Source organism: Uliginosibacterium sp. sgz301328 (assembly GCF_041807905.1).
GTDB lineage: Bacteria > Pseudomonadota > Gammaproteobacteria > Burkholderiales > Rhodocyclaceae > JBGVSA01.
This window is the reverse complement of sequence record NZ_JBGVSA010000002.1, coordinates 64,823-87,222: the sequence shown is the minus strand read 5'-3', so window position 1 is coordinate 87,222 and position 22,400 is coordinate 64,823. Positions and strand designations below refer to the sequence as shown.

The 22,400-nt window shown below is 62.8% G+C and carries 21 protein-coding genes; 4 read left to right on the top strand and 17 right to left on the bottom strand.

Annotation, left to right across the window (positions count from 1 at the left end):
• Positions 1-42 precede the first annotated feature (42 nt).
• The gene (gene pgsA, locus ACDA63_RS01825; RefSeq protein ID WP_373661457.1) at positions 43-612 is read right to left on the bottom strand and encodes a CDP-diacylglycerol--glycerol-3-phosphate 3-phosphatidyltransferase; all 570 of its coding nucleotides are present in this window, start codon (positions 610-612) and stop codon (positions 43-45) included.
• A gap of 28 nt (positions 613-640) precedes the next feature.
• The gene (gene uvrC, locus ACDA63_RS01820) at positions 641-2,440 is read right to left on the bottom strand and encodes an excinuclease ABC subunit UvrC (RefSeq protein ID WP_373661456.1); all 1,800 of its coding nucleotides are present in this window, start codon (positions 2,438-2,440) and stop codon (positions 641-643) included.
• Positions 2,441-2,666: 226 nt separating this feature from the next.
• On the opposite strand from uvrC, the gene ACDA63_RS01815 reads away from it, so the two are divergent.
• On the top strand, positions 2,667-3,251 hold the full coding sequence (locus tag ACDA63_RS01815; protein ID WP_373661455.1) for a YSC84-related protein: 585 nt from the start codon (positions 2,667-2,669) through the stop codon (positions 3,249-3,251).
• A 137-nt stretch (positions 3,252-3,388) separates the two neighbouring features.
• Here the strand turns inward: ACDA63_RS01815 and ACDA63_RS01810 are convergent, their stop codons facing one another.
• Positions 3,389-3,658 (bottom strand): hypothetical protein, encoded by a 270-nt coding sequence (locus ACDA63_RS01810; protein WP_373661454.1) that lies wholly within the window; start codon positions 3,656-3,658, stop codon positions 3,389-3,391.
• 563 nt (positions 3,659-4,221) lie between these two features.
• Between ACDA63_RS01810 and ACDA63_RS01805 the strand changes: the two genes are divergently transcribed.
• On the top strand, positions 4,222-5,400 hold the full coding sequence (locus ACDA63_RS01805; RefSeq protein WP_373661453.1) for a pectate lyase: 1,179 nt from the start codon (positions 4,222-4,224) through the stop codon (positions 5,398-5,400).
• A 76-nt stretch (positions 5,401-5,476) separates the two neighbouring features.
• Here the strand turns inward: ACDA63_RS01805 and ACDA63_RS01800 are convergent, their stop codons facing one another.
• Positions 5,477-7,588, bottom strand: a complete 2,112-nt coding sequence (locus ACDA63_RS01800) for a YCF48-related protein (RefSeq protein ID WP_373661452.1) — start codon at positions 7,586-7,588, stop codon at positions 5,477-5,479.
• A gap of 205 nt (positions 7,589-7,793) precedes the next feature.
• Between ACDA63_RS01800 and alaC the strand changes: the two genes are divergently transcribed.
• Positions 7,794-9,020 carry an alanine transaminase gene (gene alaC, locus ACDA63_RS01795; protein WP_373661451.1) on the top strand — a complete coding sequence of 409 codons (1,227 nt, stop codon included), beginning with the start codon at positions 7,794-7,796 and terminating at the stop codon, positions 9,018-9,020.
• Between the two features lie 150 nt (positions 9,021-9,170).
• A complete protein-coding gene (locus ACDA63_RS01790; RefSeq protein WP_373661450.1) occupies positions 9,171-9,803 on the top strand; it encodes an FMN-binding negative transcriptional regulator in 633 nt (210 codons plus the stop codon).
• A gap of 4 nt (positions 9,804-9,807) precedes the next feature.
• Here ACDA63_RS01790 and nagZ read toward each other — a convergent pair whose 3' ends face one another.
• From nagZ to ACDA63_RS01725, 13 genes are all read right to left on the bottom strand, one after another.
• On the bottom strand, positions 9,808-10,848 hold the full coding sequence (gene nagZ, locus ACDA63_RS01785) for a beta-N-acetylhexosaminidase (RefSeq protein ID WP_373661449.1): 1,041 nt from the start codon (positions 10,846-10,848) through the stop codon (positions 9,808-9,810).
• A 45-nt stretch (positions 10,849-10,893) separates the two neighbouring features.
• Positions 10,894-11,271, bottom strand: a complete 378-nt coding sequence (gene acpS / locus ACDA63_RS01780; RefSeq protein WP_373661448.1) for a holo-ACP synthase — start codon at positions 11,269-11,271, stop codon at positions 10,894-10,896.
• The gene (locus tag ACDA63_RS01775) at positions 11,268-12,020 is read right to left on the bottom strand and encodes a pyridoxine 5'-phosphate synthase (RefSeq protein ID WP_373661447.1); all 753 of its coding nucleotides are present in this window, start codon (positions 12,018-12,020) and stop codon (positions 11,268-11,270) included. Before ACDA63_RS01775 ends, acpS begins: the two co-directional genes overlap by 4 nt.
• Entirely contained in the window at positions 12,017-12,748 is a 732-nt protein-coding gene (gene recO / locus ACDA63_RS01770) for a DNA repair protein RecO (RefSeq protein ID WP_373661446.1), read from the bottom strand. Before recO ends, ACDA63_RS01775 begins: the two co-directional genes overlap by 4 nt.
• A 95-nt stretch (positions 12,749-12,843) precedes the next feature.
• Positions 12,844-13,005: a hypothetical protein gene (locus ACDA63_RS01765; protein ID WP_373661445.1), complete on the bottom strand. Its 162-nt coding sequence runs from the start codon at positions 13,003-13,005 to the stop codon at positions 12,844-12,846.
• 397 nt (positions 13,006-13,402) lie between these two features.
• Positions 13,403-14,398 carry a mannonate dehydratase gene (locus tag ACDA63_RS01760; protein WP_373661444.1) on the bottom strand — a complete coding sequence of 332 codons (996 nt, stop codon included), beginning with the start codon at positions 14,396-14,398 and terminating at the stop codon, positions 13,403-13,405.
• 39 nt (positions 14,399-14,437) lie between these two features.
• A complete protein-coding gene (locus tag ACDA63_RS01755; RefSeq protein ID WP_373661443.1) occupies positions 14,438-15,565 on the bottom strand; it encodes an alginate lyase family protein in 1,128 nt (375 codons plus the stop codon).
• A gap of 316 nt (positions 15,566-15,881) precedes the next feature.
• Positions 15,882-16,895 (bottom strand): porin, encoded by a 1,014-nt coding sequence (locus ACDA63_RS01750; RefSeq protein WP_373661442.1) that lies wholly within the window; start codon positions 16,893-16,895, stop codon positions 15,882-15,884.
• 577 nt (positions 16,896-17,472) lie between these two features.
• A protein-coding gene (locus tag ACDA63_RS01745) for an IS3 family transposase (RefSeq protein WP_373661441.1) occupies positions 17,473-18,650 on the bottom strand; the annotation gives its coding sequence in 2 pieces (ribosomal slippage) (positions 17,473-18,416 and positions 18,416-18,650; 1,179 coding nt in all).
• 181 nt (positions 18,651-18,831) lie between these two features.
• Positions 18,832-19,725: a 2-hydroxy-3-oxopropionate reductase gene (garR, locus tag ACDA63_RS01740; protein ID WP_373661440.1), complete on the bottom strand. Its 894-nt coding sequence runs from the start codon at positions 19,723-19,725 to the stop codon at positions 18,832-18,834.
• Between the two features lie 224 nt (positions 19,726-19,949).
• The gene (locus ACDA63_RS01735; RefSeq protein WP_373661439.1) at positions 19,950-20,738 is read right to left on the bottom strand and encodes an aldolase/citrate lyase family protein; all 789 of its coding nucleotides are present in this window, start codon (positions 20,736-20,738) and stop codon (positions 19,950-19,952) included.
• A gap of 23 nt (positions 20,739-20,761) precedes the next feature.
• Positions 20,762-21,538, bottom strand: a complete 777-nt coding sequence (locus ACDA63_RS01730; protein WP_373661438.1) for an ABC transporter ATP-binding protein — start codon at positions 21,536-21,538, stop codon at positions 20,762-20,764.
• Positions 21,539-21,554: 16 nt separating this feature from the next.
• The gene (locus ACDA63_RS01725) at positions 21,555-22,394 is read right to left on the bottom strand and encodes an ABC transporter ATP-binding protein (RefSeq protein WP_373661437.1); all 840 of its coding nucleotides are present in this window, start codon (positions 22,392-22,394) and stop codon (positions 21,555-21,557) included.
• Between the last annotated feature and the right edge of the window lie 6 nt (positions 22,395-22,400).

Below are 22,400 nucleotides of genomic sequence, written 5' to 3'. Positions count from 1 at the left end.
ATGCATGCGGTCACAAAGTCAACATCCGCATGCAGCGCACGTTCAGGAATGCCGCATCAACTCGGGCGCCGCGCGGCGCAGGTAGTACGCCATCGACCATACCGTGAGCGCGGCCGCGACAAAGATCAGCACCGTACCGATCTTGAGGATCGGCAGACCAAACAGGTCGTCGCGATACAGCAGCATGGGGATGGCGGTCATCTGGGCGGCCGTCTTGAGCTTGCCAACGAAAGACACCGCCACGCTCTTGGCGGCGCCGATCTTGGCCATCCATTCGCGCAGGGCCGAGATGGTGATTTCGCGACCGATGATGACAAAGGCGACGATGGCATCGCACCGCTCCAACTGCACCAGGATCACCAGCGCCGCGCACACCATCAGCTTGTCGGCGACCGGATCGAGGAAGGCGCCGAAGGCCGAAGTCTGCCCCCAAGCGCGCGCAAGATAGCCGTCGAACCAGTCGGTAACGGCAGCCACCACGAAGGTGACGCACGCGATAAGGTTCTGCCAGTGCGGTGCCAGCACGTGATCGGGCAGATACAGGATCCCCACGAAGAACGGGATCATGATGATGCGCGCCCAGGTCAGCGCGTTGGGAATGTTATTGGGCATGTATGGCGTATGTTCTTTTGCGGACCGCTCAGCGCAGTGCGTTGTAGATCTGTTCCGCGATTTTACGATTGATCCCTTCCACGCGGCAGAGATCTTCGACTGTTGCTGCCCGTACGCCCGCCAGCCCACCGAAGGTTTCGATGAGTCGCTTGCGGCGCGTGGGCCCGATTCCGGGGATGTCTTCGAGCTTCGATGACAGGCGCGCCTTGTTGCGACGGGCGCGGTGGCCGGTAATGGCAAAACGGTGCGCCTCGTCGCGCACGATCTGGATCAGGTGCAGCGCGGGGTGCTCGCCGCCCAGCCGCACCGGCTCTCGCCCGTCGGTAAAGATGAGTTGCTCCATGCCGGCCTTGCGCTCCTCGCCCTTGGCCACGCCCACCATGCGGATCGACTCCAGTCCCAGTTCGGTGAGCACTTCGAGCGCCACGCCCAGTTGGCCCTTGCCGCCGTCGATGAGGATCAGGTCGGGCCGCACGCCCTCGCCGCTCGCCACCCTCTCGTAGCGACGCGTGAGCGCCTGACGCATCGCAGCGTAGTCGTCGCCGGGCTCGATACCAGCGATGTTGAAGCGCCGGTACTCGGACTTCTTCATCCCCCCGTCATCCCACACCACGCATGACGCCACCGTCGCCTCGCCCATGGTGTGGCTGATGTCGAAGCACTCGATCCGCTCGATCGGCTCGGCCAGCTCCATCGCCACCCGCAACGCTTCGAGTTGCGCGCCGGCGCGGCCAGTCTCGCGCACGCGCGTTTCAATGGCCAGTTGCGCGTTGTTCTCGGCCATCTCGACCCAGGCCTTTTCGGCGGCAAAGCGGGCCTGGGCCACGATCGGCATGGCATCGACGGAGTCCTCCAGCGCGGCACGCACATCGTCCGGCTCTGCCGCGGCAACGATGATCTTCTCGGGCAGCGGATGCTCCAGATAGTGCTGCTCGACAAAAGCCAGCAACGCGTCGACCGCCCCCAACCCCTCGCCCGTCTGCGGAAACTGCGGCCGGTCGCCCAGGTGCCGGCCGCCGCGCACCATGGCGAGGTTCAGGCACACGGTGCCATTGCGCTCGACAGCAACGACGATGTCGACGTTCTCGTCCTTGCCCGAATCCACGTACTGCTTGTGCAGGATCGTCTGGATTGAGCGGATCTGGTCACGAAACGCGGCAGCCTCCTCGAAGGCCAGGCGCTCGGATGCATCCTGCATCCGGTTGGCCAGTTGATCGACAACCTCGTTATGACGCCCGTTCAGGAACATCGTCGCCAGCCGCACATCGCGGGCATAGCCTTCCGCATCGATATGCCCGACGCACGGAGCGGTGCACCGTTTGATCTGGTAGAGCAGGCACGGCCGCGAACGATTGGCAAACATGCTGTTCTCGCACGTACGGAGCAAGAACAGGCGTTGCAGAAGATGGATGCTTTCGCGCGCGGCACCGCCGTTCGGATAGGGTCCGAAATAGCGCACACCCTTCTCGAACGCCCCGCGGTAATAGGCGAGACGCGGGAAATCGTCGCCCGAAATGGCAATGTAGGGATACGACTTATCGTCGCGGAACAGAATGTTGTAGCGCGGGCGATACGTCTTGATGAGGTTGTTTTCGAGGATCAGCGCCTCGGCCTCGGAGCGCACCACGGTGATATCCACCCGCTCCACGCGCTGCACCATCAGACCGATGCGCGGACTGCTCGGCGTCTTCTGAAAGTAATTGCTGACGCGCCGCTTGAGGTTCTTGGCCTTGCCGACGTAGAGCACCTCTTCGTCCGCGCCGATCATGCGATACACGCCCGGCTGCTCGGTCAGGCTGCGGAGAAAGGTCTTGGCGTCAAAGGGCATTGGAACCGCGATGTCGGAAAACGTTAGGTCCGACATTATTACCTGCCCGGTGCCCGAGGAGATGACAAGGCTGCGTAGGACAAACTCCATCGGAGCATCAAATTCGGCCAAATCGTGAACTACGATGAATCATCGTCGGGTGAAGGACGAAGCGACGATATCCGCCGCCGAGGCGCATCGGCGTTCTCGTGCGGCATGACGCATCCATTGCCTACAGGACAAAACCATGAACAAACTCAGCATCTGTGCAGCCATTGTGATGTCGACGCTGATCGCTCAGCCGGTATTGGCCGCCGACGCTTCCAAAGCCGAGAAGCAAGCCCAAGTACGCAAGATGTGCGACGAGGCCCTGGCTACGCTCTACAAGGCCAAGCCCGAGGCGCGCAAGCAAGTGGAATCGTCGGCCGGCTACGGCTGCTTTTCCAGCTTCGGGATCTCATTCCTGATCGGCGGCGCAGGCGGCAGCGGACTTGTCCATGACAACAAGGCCAAGCACGACACTTTCATGAACATGGGCCAGGCCTCCGCCGGTGTGGACATTGGCATCAAGGACTACCGCGAAGTGCTGGTCTTCCTCGATAAGGCCACCCTGGACAAGTTCATCAATTCCGGCTGGGAATTCTCGGGCGGCGCGCAAGCCACCGCCAAGGCCGGCAGCACCGGCGCCACGGCCGAAACAGCGGCCGCTGGCGGCAAGCGCGAAGAAGCCAAGCAAGACCGGATCACCATCTATCCCATGACCAAGACAGGCCTGGCGGTCGGCGCCGCCGCTGCAGGCCGCAAGTACTGGAAGTCGGACGACCTGAACTGATCGCCCGCGTCCGTGCAACAAAGGCAGGCCATCAGGCCTGCCTTTTTTTTTGTCGTACCGTCGGATTGCCTTGCGATTGCGCACAAAAAAAACGGCCATGCGCTGCGCATGGCCGTTTCATTCGCGCGGAAGCGCCGTTACTTGTTGGCCTTCAGCTCATCCATGTTCTGCTTCTTTTCCGTCTTCAACTGCGTCTTGGCGGAATCGACCTGCTGTTTGTACTCGCCCTTTGCGGCGTCCTTCTTGGCGTTGTATTCATCCTTGGCCGCTTTGTTCTCGACGCGACGCTGAACATACGGGTCCGATGTGGCATTGCTCGGAGCCGTGGCGGTCTGGGCAAAGGCCGGCACCGTCAGCAAGGCGGCCAGTGAGCCGGCGATGGTCATCGTCTTGATCGATTTGTCCATGGCGTTTCTCCTCTTCTATTAGCGAGACAGCCGCACGCATCCAGCGGCGACGCTTCCATCATCGCCATCCCGCGACCGCACGCCTGTAGGACACATGGCAAAGGGGCGTCATCGGTTCTCCTTGCGCGGCGTAGTATCTGCGCCACACATTGCAGCCGTCATAGCGCATGTTTCTTCGCGCACCGACATGCCAGACAACATTTGGGCAAATTGCGCAATGCAGCACGCATATCATCAATCCATGCAGAGAGGGATGACAATGCCGTGCCCGGACATGCACACCTCGAGGATTGACGCCACATTACGTTATATTTCATTGGGTTGAATGCACTTTTGGCCGCGCAACAATGCAATACATCAAATCTATTTGGCATCTTTGCGCCATGCGTTTTTTCCTACACGACTGGTATTGACCGTCTGAATTCGATTGACATACTCTTGCGCCGGGCGGTTTGTCTAACAATCAATCCACCGCCCCGGCTTCTGGATTCGTGGCACACGCCTGGTATCCATTGCAGCGCGTGGGTCACTCGCAGGAGCATCACCTCATCAAAGGAGAAACAATGCTTCGCAAACTGTTGATCGGCTTTGTTACCGCTCTCAGCGTCACGTCCGCGTACGCGCTGTCAGACGCGCCGAGCGGCTTCACCAAGTGTGCACAGCCGGGGGGCACGTGCACATTCACTGGAACGCGCCAAGTGGCCATGGGCAAGGCCGGCGTATTCGCCTACGCCACCTATACCAATAGCGTGGTCTGCGATCTGGCCAATTTCCCGGGGGCGCCGAGCAATTCGGTGTGGTGTTCATACGCGCCTGATGCGTCGAGCAGTTCATCCTCGAGCAGCTCTTCGTCGGTGGCCTCGTCCTCGTCGTCCAGCGCCGCTTCGTCGTCGAGCAGCGTGGCCTCGTCGTCGTCATCCTCTTCGTCCAGCGTCGCCGGCAGCAGCAAGTGCGTAGCCGGTGCGACCTTCACCAACGAAATCGTCGACTGCGGCGGCAAGACCCTGGGTCTGTCGTGCGACGGCGATGCCGAAGGGCAGCCCGCCGTGTTGTCGCTCAATAATGCCACCGTCAAAAATCTCCACGTGGCGGCAGGCGGCGGCGGTCATGGCATCTCGTGCCTGTCGGGCAACTGCACGCTGGATAACGTGACCTGGGACGAAGTGTGCGAACACGCCGCCGGCAACTACGGCGAAGGTTCGGTCTACACCATCACCAACAGCACCGCCTATCAGAACCTCGATTCGGCAACGGCTGACGGCGGCAAGCCGGACAAGTTCTTCCAGGACAACGCCAAGAACTCCAAGATGGTGGTGCGCAACTTCACCGCCGTCATGGTCGACACGGACGGCAGCCTGTCCAGCTCGGGCAAGATCCTGCGCACCTGCGGCGACTGCTCGACCAACGCCGGCCCGCGCACGCTCGACATGGACGGCCTGACCGTCAAGCACGTTCAGAGCGACCGCGTGACCCGCTCCTCCGGTGCCGGCATCAGCACCATCGTCGGCATCAACGTGCAATGGGACAGCACCGTCACCGGTTCGGATGCGACGCCCGACAAGGCGATCCTGCGCAACCTGCGGATCCAGGACTACAAGCTGTCGAGCGATGGCGTGAAGAGCACGCCGACGGTCTGCGACGCCTACGTCGGCACTCGCACGCACAACGCGTCGACCAAGATCGGCCAGCAATGGAACACCACGGCCTGCGACGTGAAGACCACCGACGTGACGAGCTTCTGAGTCGTCGTCATCCCACCACCTTGAGCAACCCCATCGTCCTCCAGGGACGATGGGGTTTTTTGTTGTCGTGAGCAGCTCAAGGACGCGGCAGCGGAATGCGCACAAGGCGTTCCCCTGTGCTCAACAGAGCATCGCCCTGCGGATCGATGACAAGCGACTTGAGATGCTTCTGCGTACCGGTCGCCACTTGTGACCAATGCGCGCCATCATCGACGGAGCGAAGCAGCACACCGTCACGCCCCGGCACGTAGAGATCGCCACCGCGCGGCTCGCGCAAGGGTCCGCGCAGATTCGACTGCACGCCCGAAGCCACGGCACGCCAGGTCGTCCCCGCATCGGTCGAACGCACGATGGCGCCGTCCCCGCCCACTGCCACCAGCGTGCGCGCGCCGGGCAGCGCCAGCATGAACCGCAACGGCCCGGTCGCGGGCGTCGGCTGGATGGTCCAGTGCTCACCGGCATCGCTCGAATGCAGCAGGTTCTTGCCGGACATGGCCCACACCTCGCGCACGCCGTCGGGCGAATAGACGCCGTCCACGCTTTCCGTGACGCCGGCATCGACCATCGACCAGCGATGCCCGCCGTCCACCGAGCGCGCAATGGCGCCGGCATTACCGACCCCGATCATGACACCACCACGCAGCGCGACCCCCGAGAACAAATGGCGTCGGGTGTCAGCGTCCGTCGACTGCCACGTCTTGCCATCGTCGTGCGACACCATCACCACGCCAGGACTGGCGAGGGCGACGATGCCATCGTCGTCCGGCAGGAGGATGAGTTTCTGGAAGTTCGCGCGCGCGGCATCGTCCACCGCAAAGACCTTCGGCCATGACAGGCCGCCATCGGTGGAGCGAACGATGAAGCCGGGGCCGGCCGCCAGAATCGCACCACCGCGTGTCGTCACGGCGGTCATCAGATAACTCGCGCCGCCGAGCCCCGCTTGAACCGGCTGCCAACTGCGCCCGCCGTCGCGCGAGCGGATCACCGCGCCTTCGACACCCACGCCGACCAGATCGTCCGACCCCGGCACGGTCACAATGTCGTGTACGTAGCGGCCGATATCCGCCTGCACCCGTGACCACGCCGCACCGGCCCTGCTTGTCAGCAGCAGCCCTCCTCCGCCGAAAGCCGTCAGCGTGTGCAGAGTGGGGTCCAGCGCAAGCGATTCAATGTTGGTGACCTCGCCGGTGCTGAACGGTTGCCAATGGTCGCCCCCGTCTGTCGAACGCATGACGACACCATGGTCGCCGGACGCGTACACCGTGGCCCCATCGGCCACCAGGGCACTCACATAGATCGACGCGCCCAGCGGAATACGTCGCCAGTGCGCGCCCATGTCGTCGGATGTGAGCACCGCGCCCTTGGCGGTACCCACGAAAATGCGCGAGAAGTGCGACGGAGCAAGTACCGTCGTCAGATAGTCGTCGGCCCCGGTCGCCACACGTTGCCAACTGCGGCCGTCATCGAACGAGCGCAGTACCTGCCCGTCCGTGCACGTGGCAAGCAGGAGCGAACCGCGCTGCGCCAGTCGCGTGACACCTGCGTCCGTTTCAATCGGCAACGCGCGCCACGTGGTGCCGCCATCTTCCGAACGCATCAGCAGACCGCGCTCGCCCGCCGCAATGAAGGTACCGCTCGCGGTCTGCAGCATCGCCGCGATGGCGCCAGCGGCCGGCGTATCGAGAGTCATCCAGGTACGGCCATCGTCGTTCGACCGCAGCATCGTGCCGCGAGCCCCCGCCGCCAGCCAGGCTGCGCGCCGCGCATCCCGCAACACTGTGCGCAACGCGGATTGCGCGCCGCTTGGGTGTGCGAGCCACGTCGCGCCACCATCGGTCGAACGCCACACATCCGGCCCGGCTCCCACCGCCAGCAAAGTGCCCCCGCGACCGTCGTCGGCGATCGCGCCGATGACCATGCCGCCCGGCGTTGCACCCGCTTGCCAGCGCTGCCCGCCATCGATCGACCGGATGATCGCGCCGTCGGTGCCGCCAATGAGCAGCGCGCCGCGAACCGCGTCGTAGTGCCCGACGAAAAGTGAGGCGTTGACCACCCGTGCGCCGTCGATTCCCGCGTCGGCGCTTGCGACGGGCAGCGCCAAGGTCGCGGCGCGCGCGTCGGGCGCAGACGAAAAAACCAGCGCACAGGCCAGTGCCACGGCACACAAACGATGGGGTCGTGCAGTCACGCGATGTCTCCGTCGATATGTTCTTGTCGTGAGCGGATTGTGACATCAGGCGACCCGGCGGAGCGCCCAACCGACGCACGGCGCCACGCCAATTTCGCACGCAGGCGGACACAGCGGCGCCAACATCGGTTAGCATGCTTGCCGGGCCGAAGACAGTCGGCCCGCGTCGCTCGGACGGTTCCGGGCGCTTACGTCAAGGATCACCATGTCAGCCCTCTCAGGCAAGCGCCGCTTTGCGCGCATCGATCGCCTTCCGCCCTACGTTTTCAACATCACCGCCGAACTCAAGCTGGCCGCCCGCCGTCGCGGTGAAGACATCATCGACATGAGCATGGGCAACCCCGATGGCGCCACGCCCGCGCACATCGTCGCCAAGCTCGTCGAAGTCGCCCAGCGTCCGGACACGCACGGCTACTCTGCATCGCGCGGCATCCCGCGCCTGCGTCGCGCCATCGCGCATTGGTACAAGGAACGCTACGACGTCAATATCGATCCAGACGCCGAAGCCATCGTCACCATCGGCTCCAAGGAAGGGCTGGCGCACCTCATGCTCGCCACGCTCGATCGCGGCGACACCGTACTGGTGCCGGACCCGAGCTATCCGATCCACATCTACGGCGCGGTCATTGCCGGCGCACACGTGCGCTCGGTGCCGCTGGTCCCCGGCGTGGACTTTTTCGCCGAACTCGAAGACGCCATCCGTGGCAGCTACCCCAAGCCCAAGATGATGGTGCTCGGCTTTCCCTCCAACCCGACCGCGCAATGCGTGGAACTGGATTTCTTCGAGCGCGTCGTCGCGCTGGCCAGAAAGCATGACATCCTCGTCGTGCATGACCTGGCTTACGCCGACATCGTGTTCGACGGCTGGAAGGCACCTTCGATCATGCAGGTGCCGGGCGCGAAGGACGTGGCAGTGGAGTTTTTCACGCTGTCGAAGAGCTACAACATGGCCGGCTGGCGCATCGGGTTCATGGTCGGCAATCCGGACCTCGTCGCCGCACTGGCCCGCATGAAGAGCTACCACGACTACGGCACTTTCACGCCGGTGCAGGTCGCCGCCATCGCCGCGCTCGAAGGCGACCAGCAATGCGTGCGCGAGATCGCCGCCACCTACGAGCGCCGTCGTGACGTGCTCTACAAGGGGCTGATCGAAGCGGGCTGGGAGGTCGAACTCCCACGCGCATCGATGTACATCTGGGCGCGCATCCCGCAACCGTATCGCGCACTCGGCTCGCTGGAATTCGCCAAGCAGTTGCTGGAAAAGGCCAAGGTGTCGGTATCGCCCGGCATCGGCTTCGGCGACCACGGCGACGACCACGTGCGCTTCGCGCTGATCGAAAACGAATCGCGTATCCGTCAGGCCGTGCGCGGCATCAAGGCCATGTTCAAGGCCGACGGACTCGTGGCACCGGCCACTGCCCGCAGCGCATGAGAAACACCCCGCGGCATCTGCTGAAACTTTGAGCAGGTGCCGCACCTTGTTTGCGTATCAAGTAGTTAGCACCACTGTCCGCGCAGCGTCCCCAAGGTTGTCCACAGCTTCTGTGGAAAGCGGAGCATGCTCCACACGGAGAAAGCGACGATGTACCTCCCTCGCCATTTCGAAGCCCCCGATCTCCAGCAGATCCACCAACTCATCGAAGACCATCCGCTGGGCGCGCTCGTCACGCTAGGGCCCGACGGGCTCGATGCCAACCATATTCCCTTCCTGCTCGACCGCAACGATGGCCCGCACGACCGCCTCATCGCCCACGTCGCGCGTGCCAATTCTGTGTGGCGGAACGCGTGCGATGGCGCCGAAGTGCTGGTGATATTCCGCGGCGAGGACGCCTACATCTCGCCCAACTGGTATCCGAGCAAACAAGAGATGCACCGACAGGTGCCGACGTGGAATTACCGCGTGGCGCATGTGCACGGCAAGCTCACCGTGCGCGACGACGAACGATTCGTGCGTGGCGTGGTGGCCCGTCTGATGCGCAAGCATGAAGCCGCCGTCAACGGGGAACGCGCGTGGAAGATGGGTGACGCGCCAGCCGATTACATCGATGGATTGCTCGCTCACATCATCGGGCTGGAGATCGCCATCACGCGTATCGAAGCCAAGTGGAAGCTGGGCCAGAACCGCGATGGGCGCGACCGCGCCAGCGCCGCGCAGGCGCTGGAGGATCGTGGGGAACGCGCAATCGCGAGTGCGATGCGCGAAAAGAAAGACTGAGCGATCAGGCGACTTCCGTCAGCCCCTGCACCGTCTGCCACGCTTGCTGGAAGCGCGCATCCAGCGACAGTGCGGTGTGATCGGGGCGACCGGTCGGCGCCAGCGCGGTGATGCGGGCGCGCGATTCGTCGCTCACTTGCGGCTGCCAGCCGGCGAGCAGTTCGTGGGTGAGATCGGGGCGATTGCATACCAGCACCACGTCGCAGCCGGCGCTGTGCGCGGCCTCGGCACGCGCCACGATACCGCCGACGGTGGTCGCGCCTTCCATCGTCAGATCATCGCTGAAGATCACGCCCTTGAACCGCAACTTGCCGCGCAGAACGTCCTGCAGCCAATAACGCGAGAACCCGGCCGGATTCGGATCGACCTTTTCGTAGACCACATGCGCCGGCATCACGCCGCCCAGCATGCGCCCGATGCTCTGGCGGTACGGAGCGATGTCCTGCTCCCAGATGGTGTCGAAATCGCGCGCGTCGACCGGCATCGCCACATGCGAGTCTGCTTCGGCAAAACCGTGGCCGGGAAAGTGCTTGCCCACGCAGCTCATGCCCGCTTCGCGCAGGCCGGTGGCGAGCGCGTAGGCCAGGTCCGCGGCGACGAGCGGATCGCCATGGAAAGCCCGGTTGCCGATGACGCCACTGCGGCCGTAATCGAGATCCAGCACCGGTGTGAAAGACAGGTCCAGCCCGTGCGCCAGCAACTCGGCGGCAAGCACGAAACCCGTGTCGCGGGCGGCGTCGCGCGCACGGTGTTCGTCCTGGTCGAACAACTCGCCCAGCACGCGCATCGCGGGCAGTCTGGTGAAATTCGGACGGAAGCGCTGCACGCGGCCGCCCTCGTGGTCGACGGCGATGATGAGCGCGGGGGTCCGCAGCGAGTGGATTTCCGCCGTCAGCGCTTCAAGCTGCTCGGGGCTCTGGTAATTGCGGGTGAACAGGATCACACCGCCGACCAGCGGATGGCATAGCGTCTCACGCTCGGCGTCGGTCAGCGAAAAGCCCGCCACGTCGCACATGACGGGACCAAGCGGCAAAGACAAAGGCATATCGTTCTCCACCGCGCCACGCAGGGGCGCAGTCTGCAATCAGTATCAGCGGCGCTCGATCACCGCCATGGCGACAACGTGCTCGCGCTCATCACTGATCGACAGGAAGCAATGCAACCCGTCCTCTTCCATCAGCGCGTCGAGCGTTTCGTCGTACACAAAAAAGGGCTTGCCGAGCGCGTCGTGCGTGACGGCCATCGCATGCAGCGTCACCGGCGCGCGCAGGCCCGTGCCATACGCCTTGGCGAACGCCTCCTTGGCGGCAAAGCGCTTGGCGAGAAAGCGTGCGGCGTCGGGCGCACGCGCCAGCTCGATGAGTTCGGCTTCGGTCAGGATGTGTTCGGCAAAGCGTTCGCCATGCCGTTCGATGGCGCTACGGATGCGCGCCACCGCCACGATGTCGGTCCCGATGCCGTAGATCATTCGCGCGGCGCCGCTTCACGCATCAGGCGCTTCATTTCGGCAACCGCTTCGCGCAGGCCGACGAACACGGAGCGGCTGATGATGGCGTGGCCGATGTGCAGCTCGCGCACGCCCGGCAGCGCTGCGATCGGCTGCACGTTGAAGTAGTTGAGCGCGTGACCCGCGTTGAAGCGCATGCCCAGCCCGATGATCGCTTCGCCCGCCATGCGGATGCGTGCGATTTCTTCGAGTACGGCCGGGCTCTTGGCGTCGCGTCCGCGCGCGAAGAAAGCGTGCGCGTACGGACCGGTGTGGATTTCGCACACGCGCGCGCCCACCCGTGCAGCGGCTTCGACCTGCGGGATTTCGGCATCGATGAAAACGCTCGTCATGATGCCCGCATCGGCCAGTCGCGCCACCACGTCGCGGATGCGCGATTCCTGCCCGACGATGTCGAGCCCGCCTTCGGTGGTGACTTCCTGGCGGCCTTCCGGCACCAGCATCGCCATCTCCGGCTTGAGTTCGCGGGCGATGTCGACCATCTCGTCGGTCGCGGCCATTTCGAGGTTCAGCTTGATGTGCGTGAGCTCGCGCAGGCGGCGCACATCGGCGTCCTGGATGTGGCGGCGGTCTTCGCGAAGGTGGACGGTAATGCCGTCGGCACCGCCAAGGTGGGCTTCCACCGCGGCCCAGACGGGGTCCGGTTCGTAGGTGCGGCGCGCCTGGCGCAGCGTGGCGACGTGGTCGATGTTGACGCCCAGTTCAATCACAATCCGGCTCCTATGTCCTGCAATTCGATAAGTATGCGGCGGGACTCCAGCGTCTGCCCGCCCAGATGATGCTGGATGAGGCGGCGCATCAGGGCGCGCGCCTGCACCAGTGTATCGGCGGCGGAAAAATCCCCGCGCGCCATATCCAGCAACACGCGCCCCGACAATGTCGGCGCGTCGCCAAAATTATCCGTCGCCGCGATCACCCCGCGCTCGGCAAGATACAGGTAGGTGCCCTGCGGACTCACCGGCTCGCCGCTGTCGGCCAGGCGATCGAGCGTGGGCGCATACCCCAGCTCACGCAACAAGGCCAGCTCGAACGCGCGCAGCAGCGGCGCATGCGGCTCGCCGTGCGCCAATTGCAGCAGGGTCGCCGCGTAGTGGTCGAACAGCGCAACATGCGCGTCCTCGCGCGGCAGCAAGCGCAGCAGCAGCTCGTTGAGGTAATAGCCCGACAACAGGGCCACGCCGCCCAGCAAGGGCTGACCGCCGCGCCAGTTCGCCCCGGTCAGGGTCTTTACCTCGCCGCGTCCGCTCCACGATACCTGCAAAGGCTGGAATGCCATCAGCACGCCACGCAGTTGCGAGCCCGGGCGCCGCGCGCCCTTGGCCACCAGCGGCAGACGGCCGTGCTCGCGCGAGAACACCTCGACGACGAGACTGGTCTCGCGCCAAGGGTACGTGTGCAAAACGAAAGCGGCCTGTTCGTCGATGCGCTGACGGCTCATGGGACGACCGCCGATTGCGGTCCGGTCGAGAGGAAAAAACGGTCGCCTATGTTACGGGATGCAGGCCGGTCCGTGTTTACCGGCGGCCCACAGCCTCAAAAGCCCATGCCGCCACCACAGCCGGCTGCGGTGCCACCGCTGCCGGTACGCGCTGCGCAGCCGACGCCGGTGTTCGGACTCAGCGCGCACGCTGGCAGCAGTACGGCCGTCAAGCCAGCAAGAGCCAGGCGGACAAGAATAGGGCGAATGGATGTCATGGCGACCTCCTGCAAGAAGGTGGCAGCGCAGCACAGCGCCGGTTTCCCGTATGCGGCAAGGGCCGTGCCGCCGAAACGATCCTTGTCCAGCGTACGCCTGTTTCGCCCGAGGCGGTCGGCTAGATTCGCACCCCGACCCCCACCCCGCAACCGCCCTGCACGCCCCCGCCGGAACCGCCGCGGGCCGCGCAGCTCACATAGCCGCAACTGGCCAGCGCACCGACGAGGCCGGCGAGGACGCAACCCCTTGTCCACCGCAATAGAACCCGACGCATCGACAATCCCCTCAAAGCAGGAAGCTTAGCGCTTGTGACCGGCGACAACGTGGTGCTGGGTCAGGGGATGATGTCCGCCCCGGCTGACATTGGCGCCCCTACTCCGATGAACGCGTTGTCTTTCATCTTGCCACCGCATTTTTCGGCATGCTGCGCAGCACTTCGAGCATGGCGGTGATGTAACCGTACGTGAAACCGAAGGCCGTATTTTTCGAGTCGCCGCCCGATACATGCGGTACGTGGTCGGGCATGAGCATGTATTGGTAGCCGACCTCGGCATACGTGAGCAGCGACTTCCACATGTCCATGTCGCCTTCGTCGGGGAAGGTTTCCATGAACGACAGACGACAGCCGCGGATATTGCGGAAGTGCACATTGAAGATCTTGCCGCGCTCGCCGAACCAGCGGATGACGTCGAAGATCTCGGTGGCCGGGTCCTCGAGCATTTCGGCGACCGTACCCTGGCAGAAGTTGAGTCCGTGGTACGGGCTCTCATGCATCTGCACGAATTTCTTCAGCCCTTCGACAGTGCCCAGCACGCGCTTCACGCCCCGATAGCCATCGGGCGTGTACGGATCATGCGGATGGCATGCGATGCGTACACGATTCGATTCGGCCACCGGCACCACGCGTTCGAGGAAGTAATCGATGCGCGCCCAGTTTTCGTCTTCGTCGACGACGCCCGCAGCGGTCGGCGGTGCGTTCTGGTCCATCTTGTCCCAGCGGAAGGCGTCGTTGATCGAACCACCCCGGCCAAGTTCCGGTTCTGAACGCGGAATGCCGATCATGTTGAGGTTGTAGCGCGCAGCGGGAATACCCACGCGCGCTGCGTTCTCGATGAGCTTGCAGATGAAGTCGATCTGCTCGTCGCGCTTGGGGCCGGCCATCATGATGTCCGGGAAGTCGTGCTTTTCCACCACGCGTGGCGACATGGGCAACTGAATCATGTCCAGTTCGAGCCCGAAGCTCTCGATGTGCTCGCGATGGCGCAGCAGCGCATCCAGCGTCCATTCGCGCGGGTGGCCCGGCGGGTTGGCGCAGATGCGCTTGAGCCCGAGCTGCGCCATGACGCGGTAGTCGTCATCGTTGCGGGCAGGGAATTGCGTCCCGATGTACATGCGTTATCTCCTCCAGGTCAGCCTGGTATTGGGGCGGCGTCAGCGCGCGAGCGGCACCACGGCCAGCCAGATCGATGGGTTGCGTACGGGGTAATTGCGGCGCACCTCGAAAACCTCGGGGTCCGCGGGCAGGCGCTGCCACAGCGCGAGCCAATCCTCGCGCCCCGCCGACAGCGCGCCGAACAGCAGTGCGGGCTGCCGGACAGGCCATTCGTCCCAGTACATGACGTCCTCCGCGCCCGGCCACGTGTCCTTGTCGGCAAGAAATGGCGCGAGGAATTCGATGCCACGCACCATCGAGCGACCATCGGGCAATTCGTGACGCAACAGGTTTTCGTCCGGCGTCGACAGCAGTTGCGCCAACGCGCTCATGACGTCGAGATTGAAGATCGAATAGCCGAATGGCTTGGTGCGCGCCAGCTCCTTGGGAAAGCCGCCGTTGGCTGCCATCTGCTGCGGCATGAGCACCTCGAGCAAACGGCGACGGCAATCGGCCAGCGCGGCCGCGTTGCCGGTCAGATGTGCGAACGCCGCAGCCTGCAGGGCCCAGCACGTGCCGTGGTTGTTGTGCCAGTTGCTCTCCGCAACGCCATACGGGTGCGTGGAAATCCATGCGAGATAGTCGGCGAACCACGCCTGGATCGCTCCGAATTCACTATCCGGAATTCCACCCACGGCGTGTGCCGCTTTCACCGCCAGCGCGACCTCGGCCAGATGCACCGTGTCGATGATGCCGATACCGCGGCCCGTACACACGCCCTTGATGGCCTGCGCGTACTGGAGATCCGGATTCATGCGCGTGGCCGGATCGACGAACCACGCCATCAGGTGGCGACGCGCGGCGTCGATGAAGCGCGCATCTCCGTTGACCAGCCACGCGCCCGCCAGCGCCCCGACGTCGCGAGCAAAGTCGATCATCAGCTCGCGGTGGGCGGTGAAGTTGTCCGGATTGGTCAATCCGTCGCGCTGGATGTACGGCCCCTCGGGATTGTCCGGATCGGGCCACCAGTAATCGGCCTCGGAGGAAAAATCGTGCGGCGAACCGGGGCTGCGCGGGTTGACCGACTGGACGATGCTGCGCACCGGCGCGCCAAGGGCTGCCATGGCATTGCATACGAGCCGGTCCCTTTCGTATGCGGCAATATCGAACGACAGCGGATAAGTCATCGTTGTTGCTTCCTTGTTCGGGAATGAAATAACTCGGCACCAACAGATCGGCGAGCTACACGTATTTTCCCGATGGAACGGTATTGTGCGCAATCCGGAGAGATGCGCCGGGTCACCAACGGACGCACCTTCAGCCTCGGAAAGATTTCCGGCGCACCTGGCCGCCTGATATGAATGCGCAGCACGCGAGGCCAAGGGGAAGCGTGTCGGGAGACCATCCATTGCGGGAGCACGTATCGCCTTTCGTCGAGTCCAGTCCGCCAGATGAAATAAACATCGGACCCGAACAGGATCCGATGTTCCCGAGTGCCCGCGCTTAGAAGGTGTGGCGAATGGCCAGTTCTGTACCCATTGAGTTCTCCTTTGCACCCTTGGGTTCGCCATACAGCAGGGCCGCACCGTCGCGGTCGATCGAGTCGTAGCTCAGGTTAGCCATCAAGGTCGTTCGCTTTGACAGCGAGTACCAATAGCCCAGTCCGACGTGGTTGCTCTTGGTCTTGGTGCCGCTCGCGTTGTCTTCGATCCGACCGAGTGTCGCCATGATCGTGTTGGCCCCGAACGGAACACGAAGTCCCATCTGGTACGCCGTCTGGGTCGCGTTCTTGTCACCCATTCCCGCCCACTCATACCCCTTGGAGCGGGCGACCCCAGCCATGACCTTCACAACCTGAAAGTCATAGGAACCCGCTACGAACCAAGTCTTCCACAGCGCTGCCTTGGTGCCGTCGACAGCATCTTTTTGATAGACCAGGTCTGCCTTGAAGGCGCCCAGGTTCACCTTTGCGCCTACACCCCAGGGGTTCTTCTGGACGACTGCATTCTCCTTCAGGCCCACGGTGGCGATGGCCTGGACCACGCCGCCAATGTAGGGGCTTTCATACTTGAATGCGTTGTCCCACTTGGCAACGGACCTGGCACGACGATTCGGCATCTTGCCGATTGTGTCGCCACCGAAAGCTTCGAAATCGCCCCCGCCGTAGAGCAGATCGGACACGGAGGACTGACGGCCCAGCGTCACCGAGCCCCAGCGCTTGCTCTTCAGACCGACAAATGCCTTGTCCTTCCATTGACGGTCACTGTCCTGCATCCCGGTGTCAAGATAGAAGCGATTCTCCAACTGGAAGAATGTACTCAATCCATCTCCAAGATCTTCCTCTCCGATCAGGCCCCAACGGTTGCCTGACTCTTGATCCTCCAGCGTTGCCTTTCCATCATTGGTGAATGTGCGATATCCCATGTCGACGCGACCATAGACCGTCACATTCGACTGAGCAAAAGCGGGGACCATAAAGGAAAGGCACATTGCTGCGCCGATCAATCTTGCTTGCATCACTTGTTCTCCTCGATTGACTCGGGGGTGCGATACGCCCCCCGGCACGCCTTGCGCGCGTGCGAGAGCATGGTGATCAGCGCCAGGAGTAAAACGGCAGACAAATGTCATCGCAGAACATGGCTTGCCGAATCGCCCCGGGTTCTGTAGATCGCTCTGAGCTTCAAGTGGATACGTCTCGCGCCGTCGACGCGTTCGCCGGGGGGCAACTGCGCAGACAGGAGCGAAAGAAAGAAGTCGCGTTGTGAGCAGTTCTACGATCAGTTGTGGTTCCGACGTGCGACGCGCTAGTGGCGCATCAACGTGGCGACAGCAACGCAGTGAATGCGCGAGAGTCAGAAAACGACTCGCGTTCCGATGGATGATTGGGATGGAGAAGCCACGGGGAGTACATTGACTCGGCCGCTAAGCCCCCTGTCCAAGCGCCAGCCGGGACATGGGCATCCGTCTCACGGCGATGACTACGCCTTGATCGAGCAGACTGAAGAAATGAGCGAACGCTCGAGCGCGCCAACCAGATTTCCCGCTGGTGCGCGCTTGGATGGCCTCAAACCGGAGATCTATGCGGTCTCACGATCTATAGGTGAGACGCATCATGACGCCGAGGCAGCCCATTGAGCTTCTCGAAATGCCGCCTCTCGTACTCGTCGGGAGATAACCCACCCGTATGACGATGGCGTCGCATGGGGTTGTAGAACGTCTCAACGTAGTCCGACACTTCTCGTCGGGCTTCCTCGGACGTGCGATAGATTTTTCGCCTTACGCGTTCGCGCTGAAGATACTGTGAGAAGCCATCGGCAATGCCATTTCGATGGCGATCCTTGCGCCTGCTTATGTAGGCCTTAAGGCGAAACGCGCGCAAAAAGAGTCGCAAATCATGGCGGCTGAACTGACTGCCTTGACCGAAATTCACGAGGACGCCTGGCGCGGGCTCTCGTCGCAGGACGGCCATCGCCAGAGCCTTGAGCACCAGTTCCGGCGACATGGCCGCTTCTGCCGACCAACCCACCACCTTGCGTGAGAACACATCCGACACGGTCGCCACGAACAGCTTGCCCTGGTAGGTTCGAATGTACGTAACCTCTATCATCCAGACCATGTTTGGCTGCGAGACACTGAGTTCGTGCCACTGATGATAGGCAGGCGGCTGCATGGGACGTTTCCCATCTTTCCCAGGATGGCGGAGGTATCCGATTGCCGATTGAAGTCCAATCTGACCCATCAATCGAGCGACCCGATGCTTGCCGCAACCCTCCCCTAACTCGCGAAGTTCACGCGTGATCCTGCGATACCCGTATACGCCGCCGCTCTCAAGCCAGCTCCGGCTGATCAGCCTCCGCATGCGCGCGTCGTCCTCGGCGCGCACAGATAAAGGTTGGCTCGCCCAAGCGTAGTATCCACTCGGGTGAACATTCAGGACCCTGCATAGGCGACGGATGGGCCATTGACCGTGGTGGGCCTCAATGAATGCGTACTTCACCCGAACTGATTGGCAAAGTACGCTGCGGCCTTTTTTAAGATGTCGTGATCTTCGGTGACGCGTTTGAGTTCGGCATGCAAGCGCCGTAGTTCTGCCTGCTGTTGATCGTGCGTCTGTCGCGCATGCATGGGCACGCCATAGCGTCTGAGCCATGCGTACAAGGTCGGAGGACTCACGTTCAGGCGCGCGGCCACATCGGGTACGCTTTGACCGTATTCAATGACTTGTTTAACTGCTTCGAGCTTGAATGCTTCCGCGTAACGCTTGCTGCTCACAGATGGTTCCTCTTGCTTGCGCTTGTGTGGCCCGGCCCCGATGTATCAGAACGGCCGGAACGGGCTCACGCTCGGCCCGGCTATCTGAGGACGGAAATCACTCAGAAATACGTCAGCATGCTCGCGTGTTCTGCGTTGCTCGCCATGACGTATGCCGGACCGGAAAACGCTCCTCGTGTCATCACGAGCGTGTGCGATGTACTTCTGCCTTGGCGAGCTTTTCGTAGTATTTGACGAGACTGCTGTGGTCTTCACCGCCACAACCGTCCGTACGCAGTGCCTGCATCATCTCCATGACGGCGGCGGTCAGCGGCAGAGAGGAGCCGACTTCATGCGATGTCTCCAGCGCGTTGGCCAGATCCTTGATGTGCAGTTCAATGCGGAAGCCCGGCGCGAAACGGCGGTCCATCATCAGCGGCGCCTTGGCGTCGAGCACCGTGCTGCCGGCCAGTCCGCCGCGGATGGCCTGATAGACCAGGTCGGGCTCCACGCCCGCCTTGGTGGCGAGAATCATCGCTTCGGACACTGCCGCGATATTCAACGCCACGATCACCTGGTTGGCGAGCTTGGTCACGTTGCCGGCGCCCACGTCCCCCGTGCGCACCACCGAGCCCGCCATGGCCTTCATGACCGCGTAGTACTTGTCGAACACCGTTTGCGCGCCGCCGACCATCACGGACAACGTGCCGTCGATGGCCTTCGGCTCGCCGCCGCTCACCGGCGCGTCGAGAAAGTCCACGCCCTTCTTCGCCAATGCCGCGCCGACCTCGCGGCTCACCAGGGGCGCGATCGAACTCATGTCGATCACTGCCTGCCCGGCGCGCGCATGCTGCAGCACGCCGCCTTCGCCAAGAACGACTTCCTTCACCTGCGGCGAGTTGGGCAGCATGGTGATGATTAGGTCCACCTGCGCGGTCAGTTCGGCGAGCGTGGCGGCAGCCGCCGCACCTGCGGCGGTGACATCCCGCACGCTGTCCGCGTTGCGGTCGAGCACGACCAGCGAATAACCCGCTTTGAGAAGATTCTTGCTCATGGGGCGACCCATGATGCCGAGCCCAATAAATCCTATTTTCATATCCATATCCTTAGCTGGTGTGTCCGGCGCATCACGTTTCTGCGGGATCAGTCGCATCCGTGAGTTCGCGCCGAGTTGTAGGCGTGTCAATTTTCAGATCACGTCATTTCGATGACCTCGCCTCTCGGGGTCGAGGAGGGATCGGGATGCCAACATGGTCTGAAGCGAAAGACATTCAATCAAGGAAAGGGGCTGTCGGGCCCCTCACAGTCAGTTTGACGCGCTCAACGTCGAGCACCGGACGCGCACCCAAATTCTTGCGCCAACTGTTCCGCCGCTCGCGCAAGCAGAGCGATATCCGCGCCAACCGCTGCGAAAGTGCAACCGCGTTCGATGTAGTTCTTGGCCAGAGAACGATCGCCGGTCAGGATGCCGGCGGGCTTGCCGGCAGCCACGATACGGTCGATGGACTCAATGACCACCCGTTGCACGTCGGCGTGCCCCGCGTCACCAAGAAATCCGAGCGAAGCCGACAGATCTCCCGGACCAATGAACACGCCATCGACGCCATCGACGGCCGCGATGGCTTCAATGTTGTCGAGGGCTTCGCGCGTCTCGACCTGCACAATGACGCACATCTCTTGAGCGGCTCGCTGGTGGTAGTCCTTCACGCGGCCGAAACGCGAAGCACGCGACTGCGCGGTGAAACCCCGCAATCCGCCGGCTCCGCTCGGGTAGCGGGTCGCGGCGACCGCGGCACGCGCCTCGTCGGCGTTCTGCACATACGGCACCAGGATGGTCTGCGCACCAATGTCGATGACTCGCTTGATCATGACTTTGTCGTTCCACGCGACACGAACAACGGGCTGTGTGGCGTATTCGGCCATTGCCAACAGTTGCTGATGTACCTGAAATAGTTCATTGGGCGAGTGCTCCATATCGATGAGTATCCAGTCGAAACCGGCACCCGCGATGACCTCCATGCTGACGTAGCTCGAAAGATGCGACCACAGTCCGATCTGGCGCTTGCGTTCAACGATGGCCCGCTTGAAGGTGTTGATTGGCATATCCATTGCGTTTCCCCGAATGGTTGTTGTCATGCTTCCATGGCCGTTGCGGTCGCCAACTCGCGGCTGTATTGACGACTGGCCTGCAATAGCGTCCGTGTGTAGGGTTCGGCGGCAGCACCAGAGCACAAGGTGTCGACGGTCAGTGTCTCGACGATGCGCCCGCTCTGCATGACGGCCAGTCGGTCGCATAGATGTGCCACCACACCCAGATCGTGAGTCACGAGCAGATAGGTCAGCCCGTCGCGTGCGCGGAGGTCTGCCAGCAGATTGAGAATTTCCGCCTGCACGGAAACGTCCAGCGCCGACGTGGGCTCATCCAGCAATAGCACGCGTGGCTCAAGAATCAGCGCGCGAGCAATCGCGACACGCTGACGCTGACCGCCTGACAACTGATGCGGATAGCGATAACGAAAACTCCCGTTCAGTCCCACGCGTTCCAGCGTCTCATCTATGCGGCGATCCACGTCGCCGATGCCATGGATGCGAAGCGGCTCGGCCAGCGCCGTAGCGACTGTGTGGCGCGGATGCAGCGAACCGTACGGATCCTGGAAGACCATTTGCACGATCCGGCATTGCGATCGGTCCAGACGATGCTCCAGTTGCTTGCCTGCGATTTCGAGCTCACCACGCCAGTGCGTGTATAGGCCGGCGAGGCAGCGTAGGACCGTGGTCTTGCCGGAGCCGGACTCTCCCACGAGGCCAAACACTTCGCCTTCGGCAACGCTGAAGTTCACATCCGTGAGCACGTCGCGTGCCTTGCTGCCGATGCCGAAAGCCATCGACAGGCCTTTTGACTTGATCATTGACATGCTCTTCCTCCTAGGCCGTCAGCCACGACGGATCGCGCTGCAGAACCGGCAAGCGCGCGCGGCGATGGTCGATTTCGGGCAGCGAGTCCAATAGGCCGCGCGTGTAAGGATGAGTCGCCTCCCCCAGACGATCGGCATCGATCGTTTCGACGATCCGCCCGGCATACATCACGATCACGCGGTCGCAGAAGCTGCGCACCAGATTCAGATCGTGACTGATGAAGAGCAGACCCAGGCCACGCTCACCGACGAGGTCATCGAGAATGGCGAGAATCTGCGTGCGCACTGAGACATCCAGCGCCGAAGTCGGCTCATCCGCGATGATGATGTCCGGCTCGGTGATCAGCATCATGGCGATCATGATGCGTTGTCCCATACCGCCCGAGACTTCGTGCGGGTACAGAGAAAACACGCGTTGGGGATCGCGTATGCGGACGGTCTCAAGCATTGCCAGTGCGCGCTCGCGTGCTTCGGCGCGCGATGCCTTGGGGTGGTGTGCAAGATACGACTCGGCGATCTGATCGCCGACCCGGACGACCGGATTGAGCGAGTACTTCGGATCTTGCAGGATCATCGAAATGCGCGCCCCTCGAATACTGCGCATGGTCTTTTCGGAAGCGCTCAGCAGGTCGACCTCACAGAAACGCATGGTTTTCGCCGTGATACGCGCACTGTGCGGATGCAGGCGCAGGATGGCACGCCCCACTGTCGATTTGCCCGAGCCAGACTCACCTACGATCGCCAGCTTCTCGCGCCCAAGTTGCAGGGACACGCCACGCACCGCGTCGACATACCCGTCCGGTGTCTTGAAGCTCACGCGCAGATCATTGATTTCCAGTTGCGGCGTCATGCAGGA

Excerpts from the sequence above, each read along its gene's own strand:
- uvrC (WP_373661456.1), bottom strand. The coding sequence starts at position 2,440 with ATGCCCTTTGACGCCAAGACCTTTCTCCGCAGCCTGACCGAGCAGCCG.
- ACDA63_RS01790 (WP_373661450.1), top strand. The coding sequence starts at position 9,171 with ATGTACCTCCCTCGCCATTTCGAAGCCCCCGATCTCCAGCAGATCCAC.
- pgsA (WP_373661457.1), bottom strand. The coding sequence starts at position 612 with ATGCCCAATAACATTCCCAACGCGCTGACCTGGGCGCGCATCATCATG.
- garR (WP_373661440.1), bottom strand. The coding sequence starts at position 19,725 with ATGAAAATAGGATTTATTGGGCTCGGCATCATGGGTCGCCCCATGAGC.
- ACDA63_RS01815 (WP_373661455.1), top strand. The coding sequence starts at position 2,667 with ATGAACAAACTCAGCATCTGTGCAGCCATTGTGATGTCGACGCTGATC.
- ACDA63_RS01735 (WP_373661439.1), bottom strand. The coding sequence starts at position 20,738 with ATGGATATGCCAATCAACACCTTCAAGCGGGCCATCGTTGAACGCAAG.
- nagZ (WP_373661449.1), bottom strand. The coding sequence starts at position 10,848 with ATGCCTTTGTCTTTGCCGCTTGGTCCCGTCATGTGCGACGTGGCGGGC.
- ACDA63_RS01730 (WP_373661438.1), bottom strand. The coding sequence starts at position 21,538 with ATGATCAAGTCAAAAGGCCTGTCGATGGCTTTCGGCATCGGCAGCAAG.
- ACDA63_RS01810 (WP_373661454.1), bottom strand. The coding sequence starts at position 3,658 with ATGGACAAATCGATCAAGACGATGACCATCGCCGGCTCACTGGCCGCC.
- ACDA63_RS01725 (WP_373661437.1), bottom strand. The coding sequence starts at position 22,394 with ATGACGCCGCAACTGGAAATCAATGATCTGCGCGTGAGCTTCAAGACA.
- recO (WP_373661446.1), bottom strand. The coding sequence starts at position 12,748 with ATGAGCCGTCAGCGCATCGACGAACAGGCCGCTTTCGTTTTGCACACG.
- ACDA63_RS01755 (WP_373661443.1), bottom strand. The coding sequence starts at position 15,565 with ATGACTTATCCGCTGTCGTTCGATATTGCCGCATACGAAAGGGACCGG.
- ACDA63_RS01750 (WP_373661442.1), bottom strand. The coding sequence starts at position 16,895 with ATGCAAGCAAGATTGATCGGCGCAGCAATGTGCCTTTCCTTTATGGTC.
- ACDA63_RS01805 (WP_373661453.1), top strand. The coding sequence starts at position 4,222 with ATGCTTCGCAAACTGTTGATCGGCTTTGTTACCGCTCTCAGCGTCACG.
- ACDA63_RS01765 (WP_373661445.1), bottom strand. The coding sequence starts at position 13,005 with ATGACATCCATTCGCCCTATTCTTGTCCGCCTGGCTCTTGCTGGCTTG.
- acpS (WP_373661448.1), bottom strand. The coding sequence starts at position 11,271 with ATGATCTACGGCATCGGGACCGACATCGTGGCGGTGGCGCGCATCCGT.
- alaC (WP_373661451.1), top strand. The coding sequence starts at position 7,794 with ATGTCAGCCCTCTCAGGCAAGCGCCGCTTTGCGCGCATCGATCGCCTT.
- ACDA63_RS01760 (WP_373661444.1), bottom strand. The coding sequence starts at position 14,398 with ATGTACATCGGGACGCAATTCCCTGCCCGCAACGATGACGACTACCGC.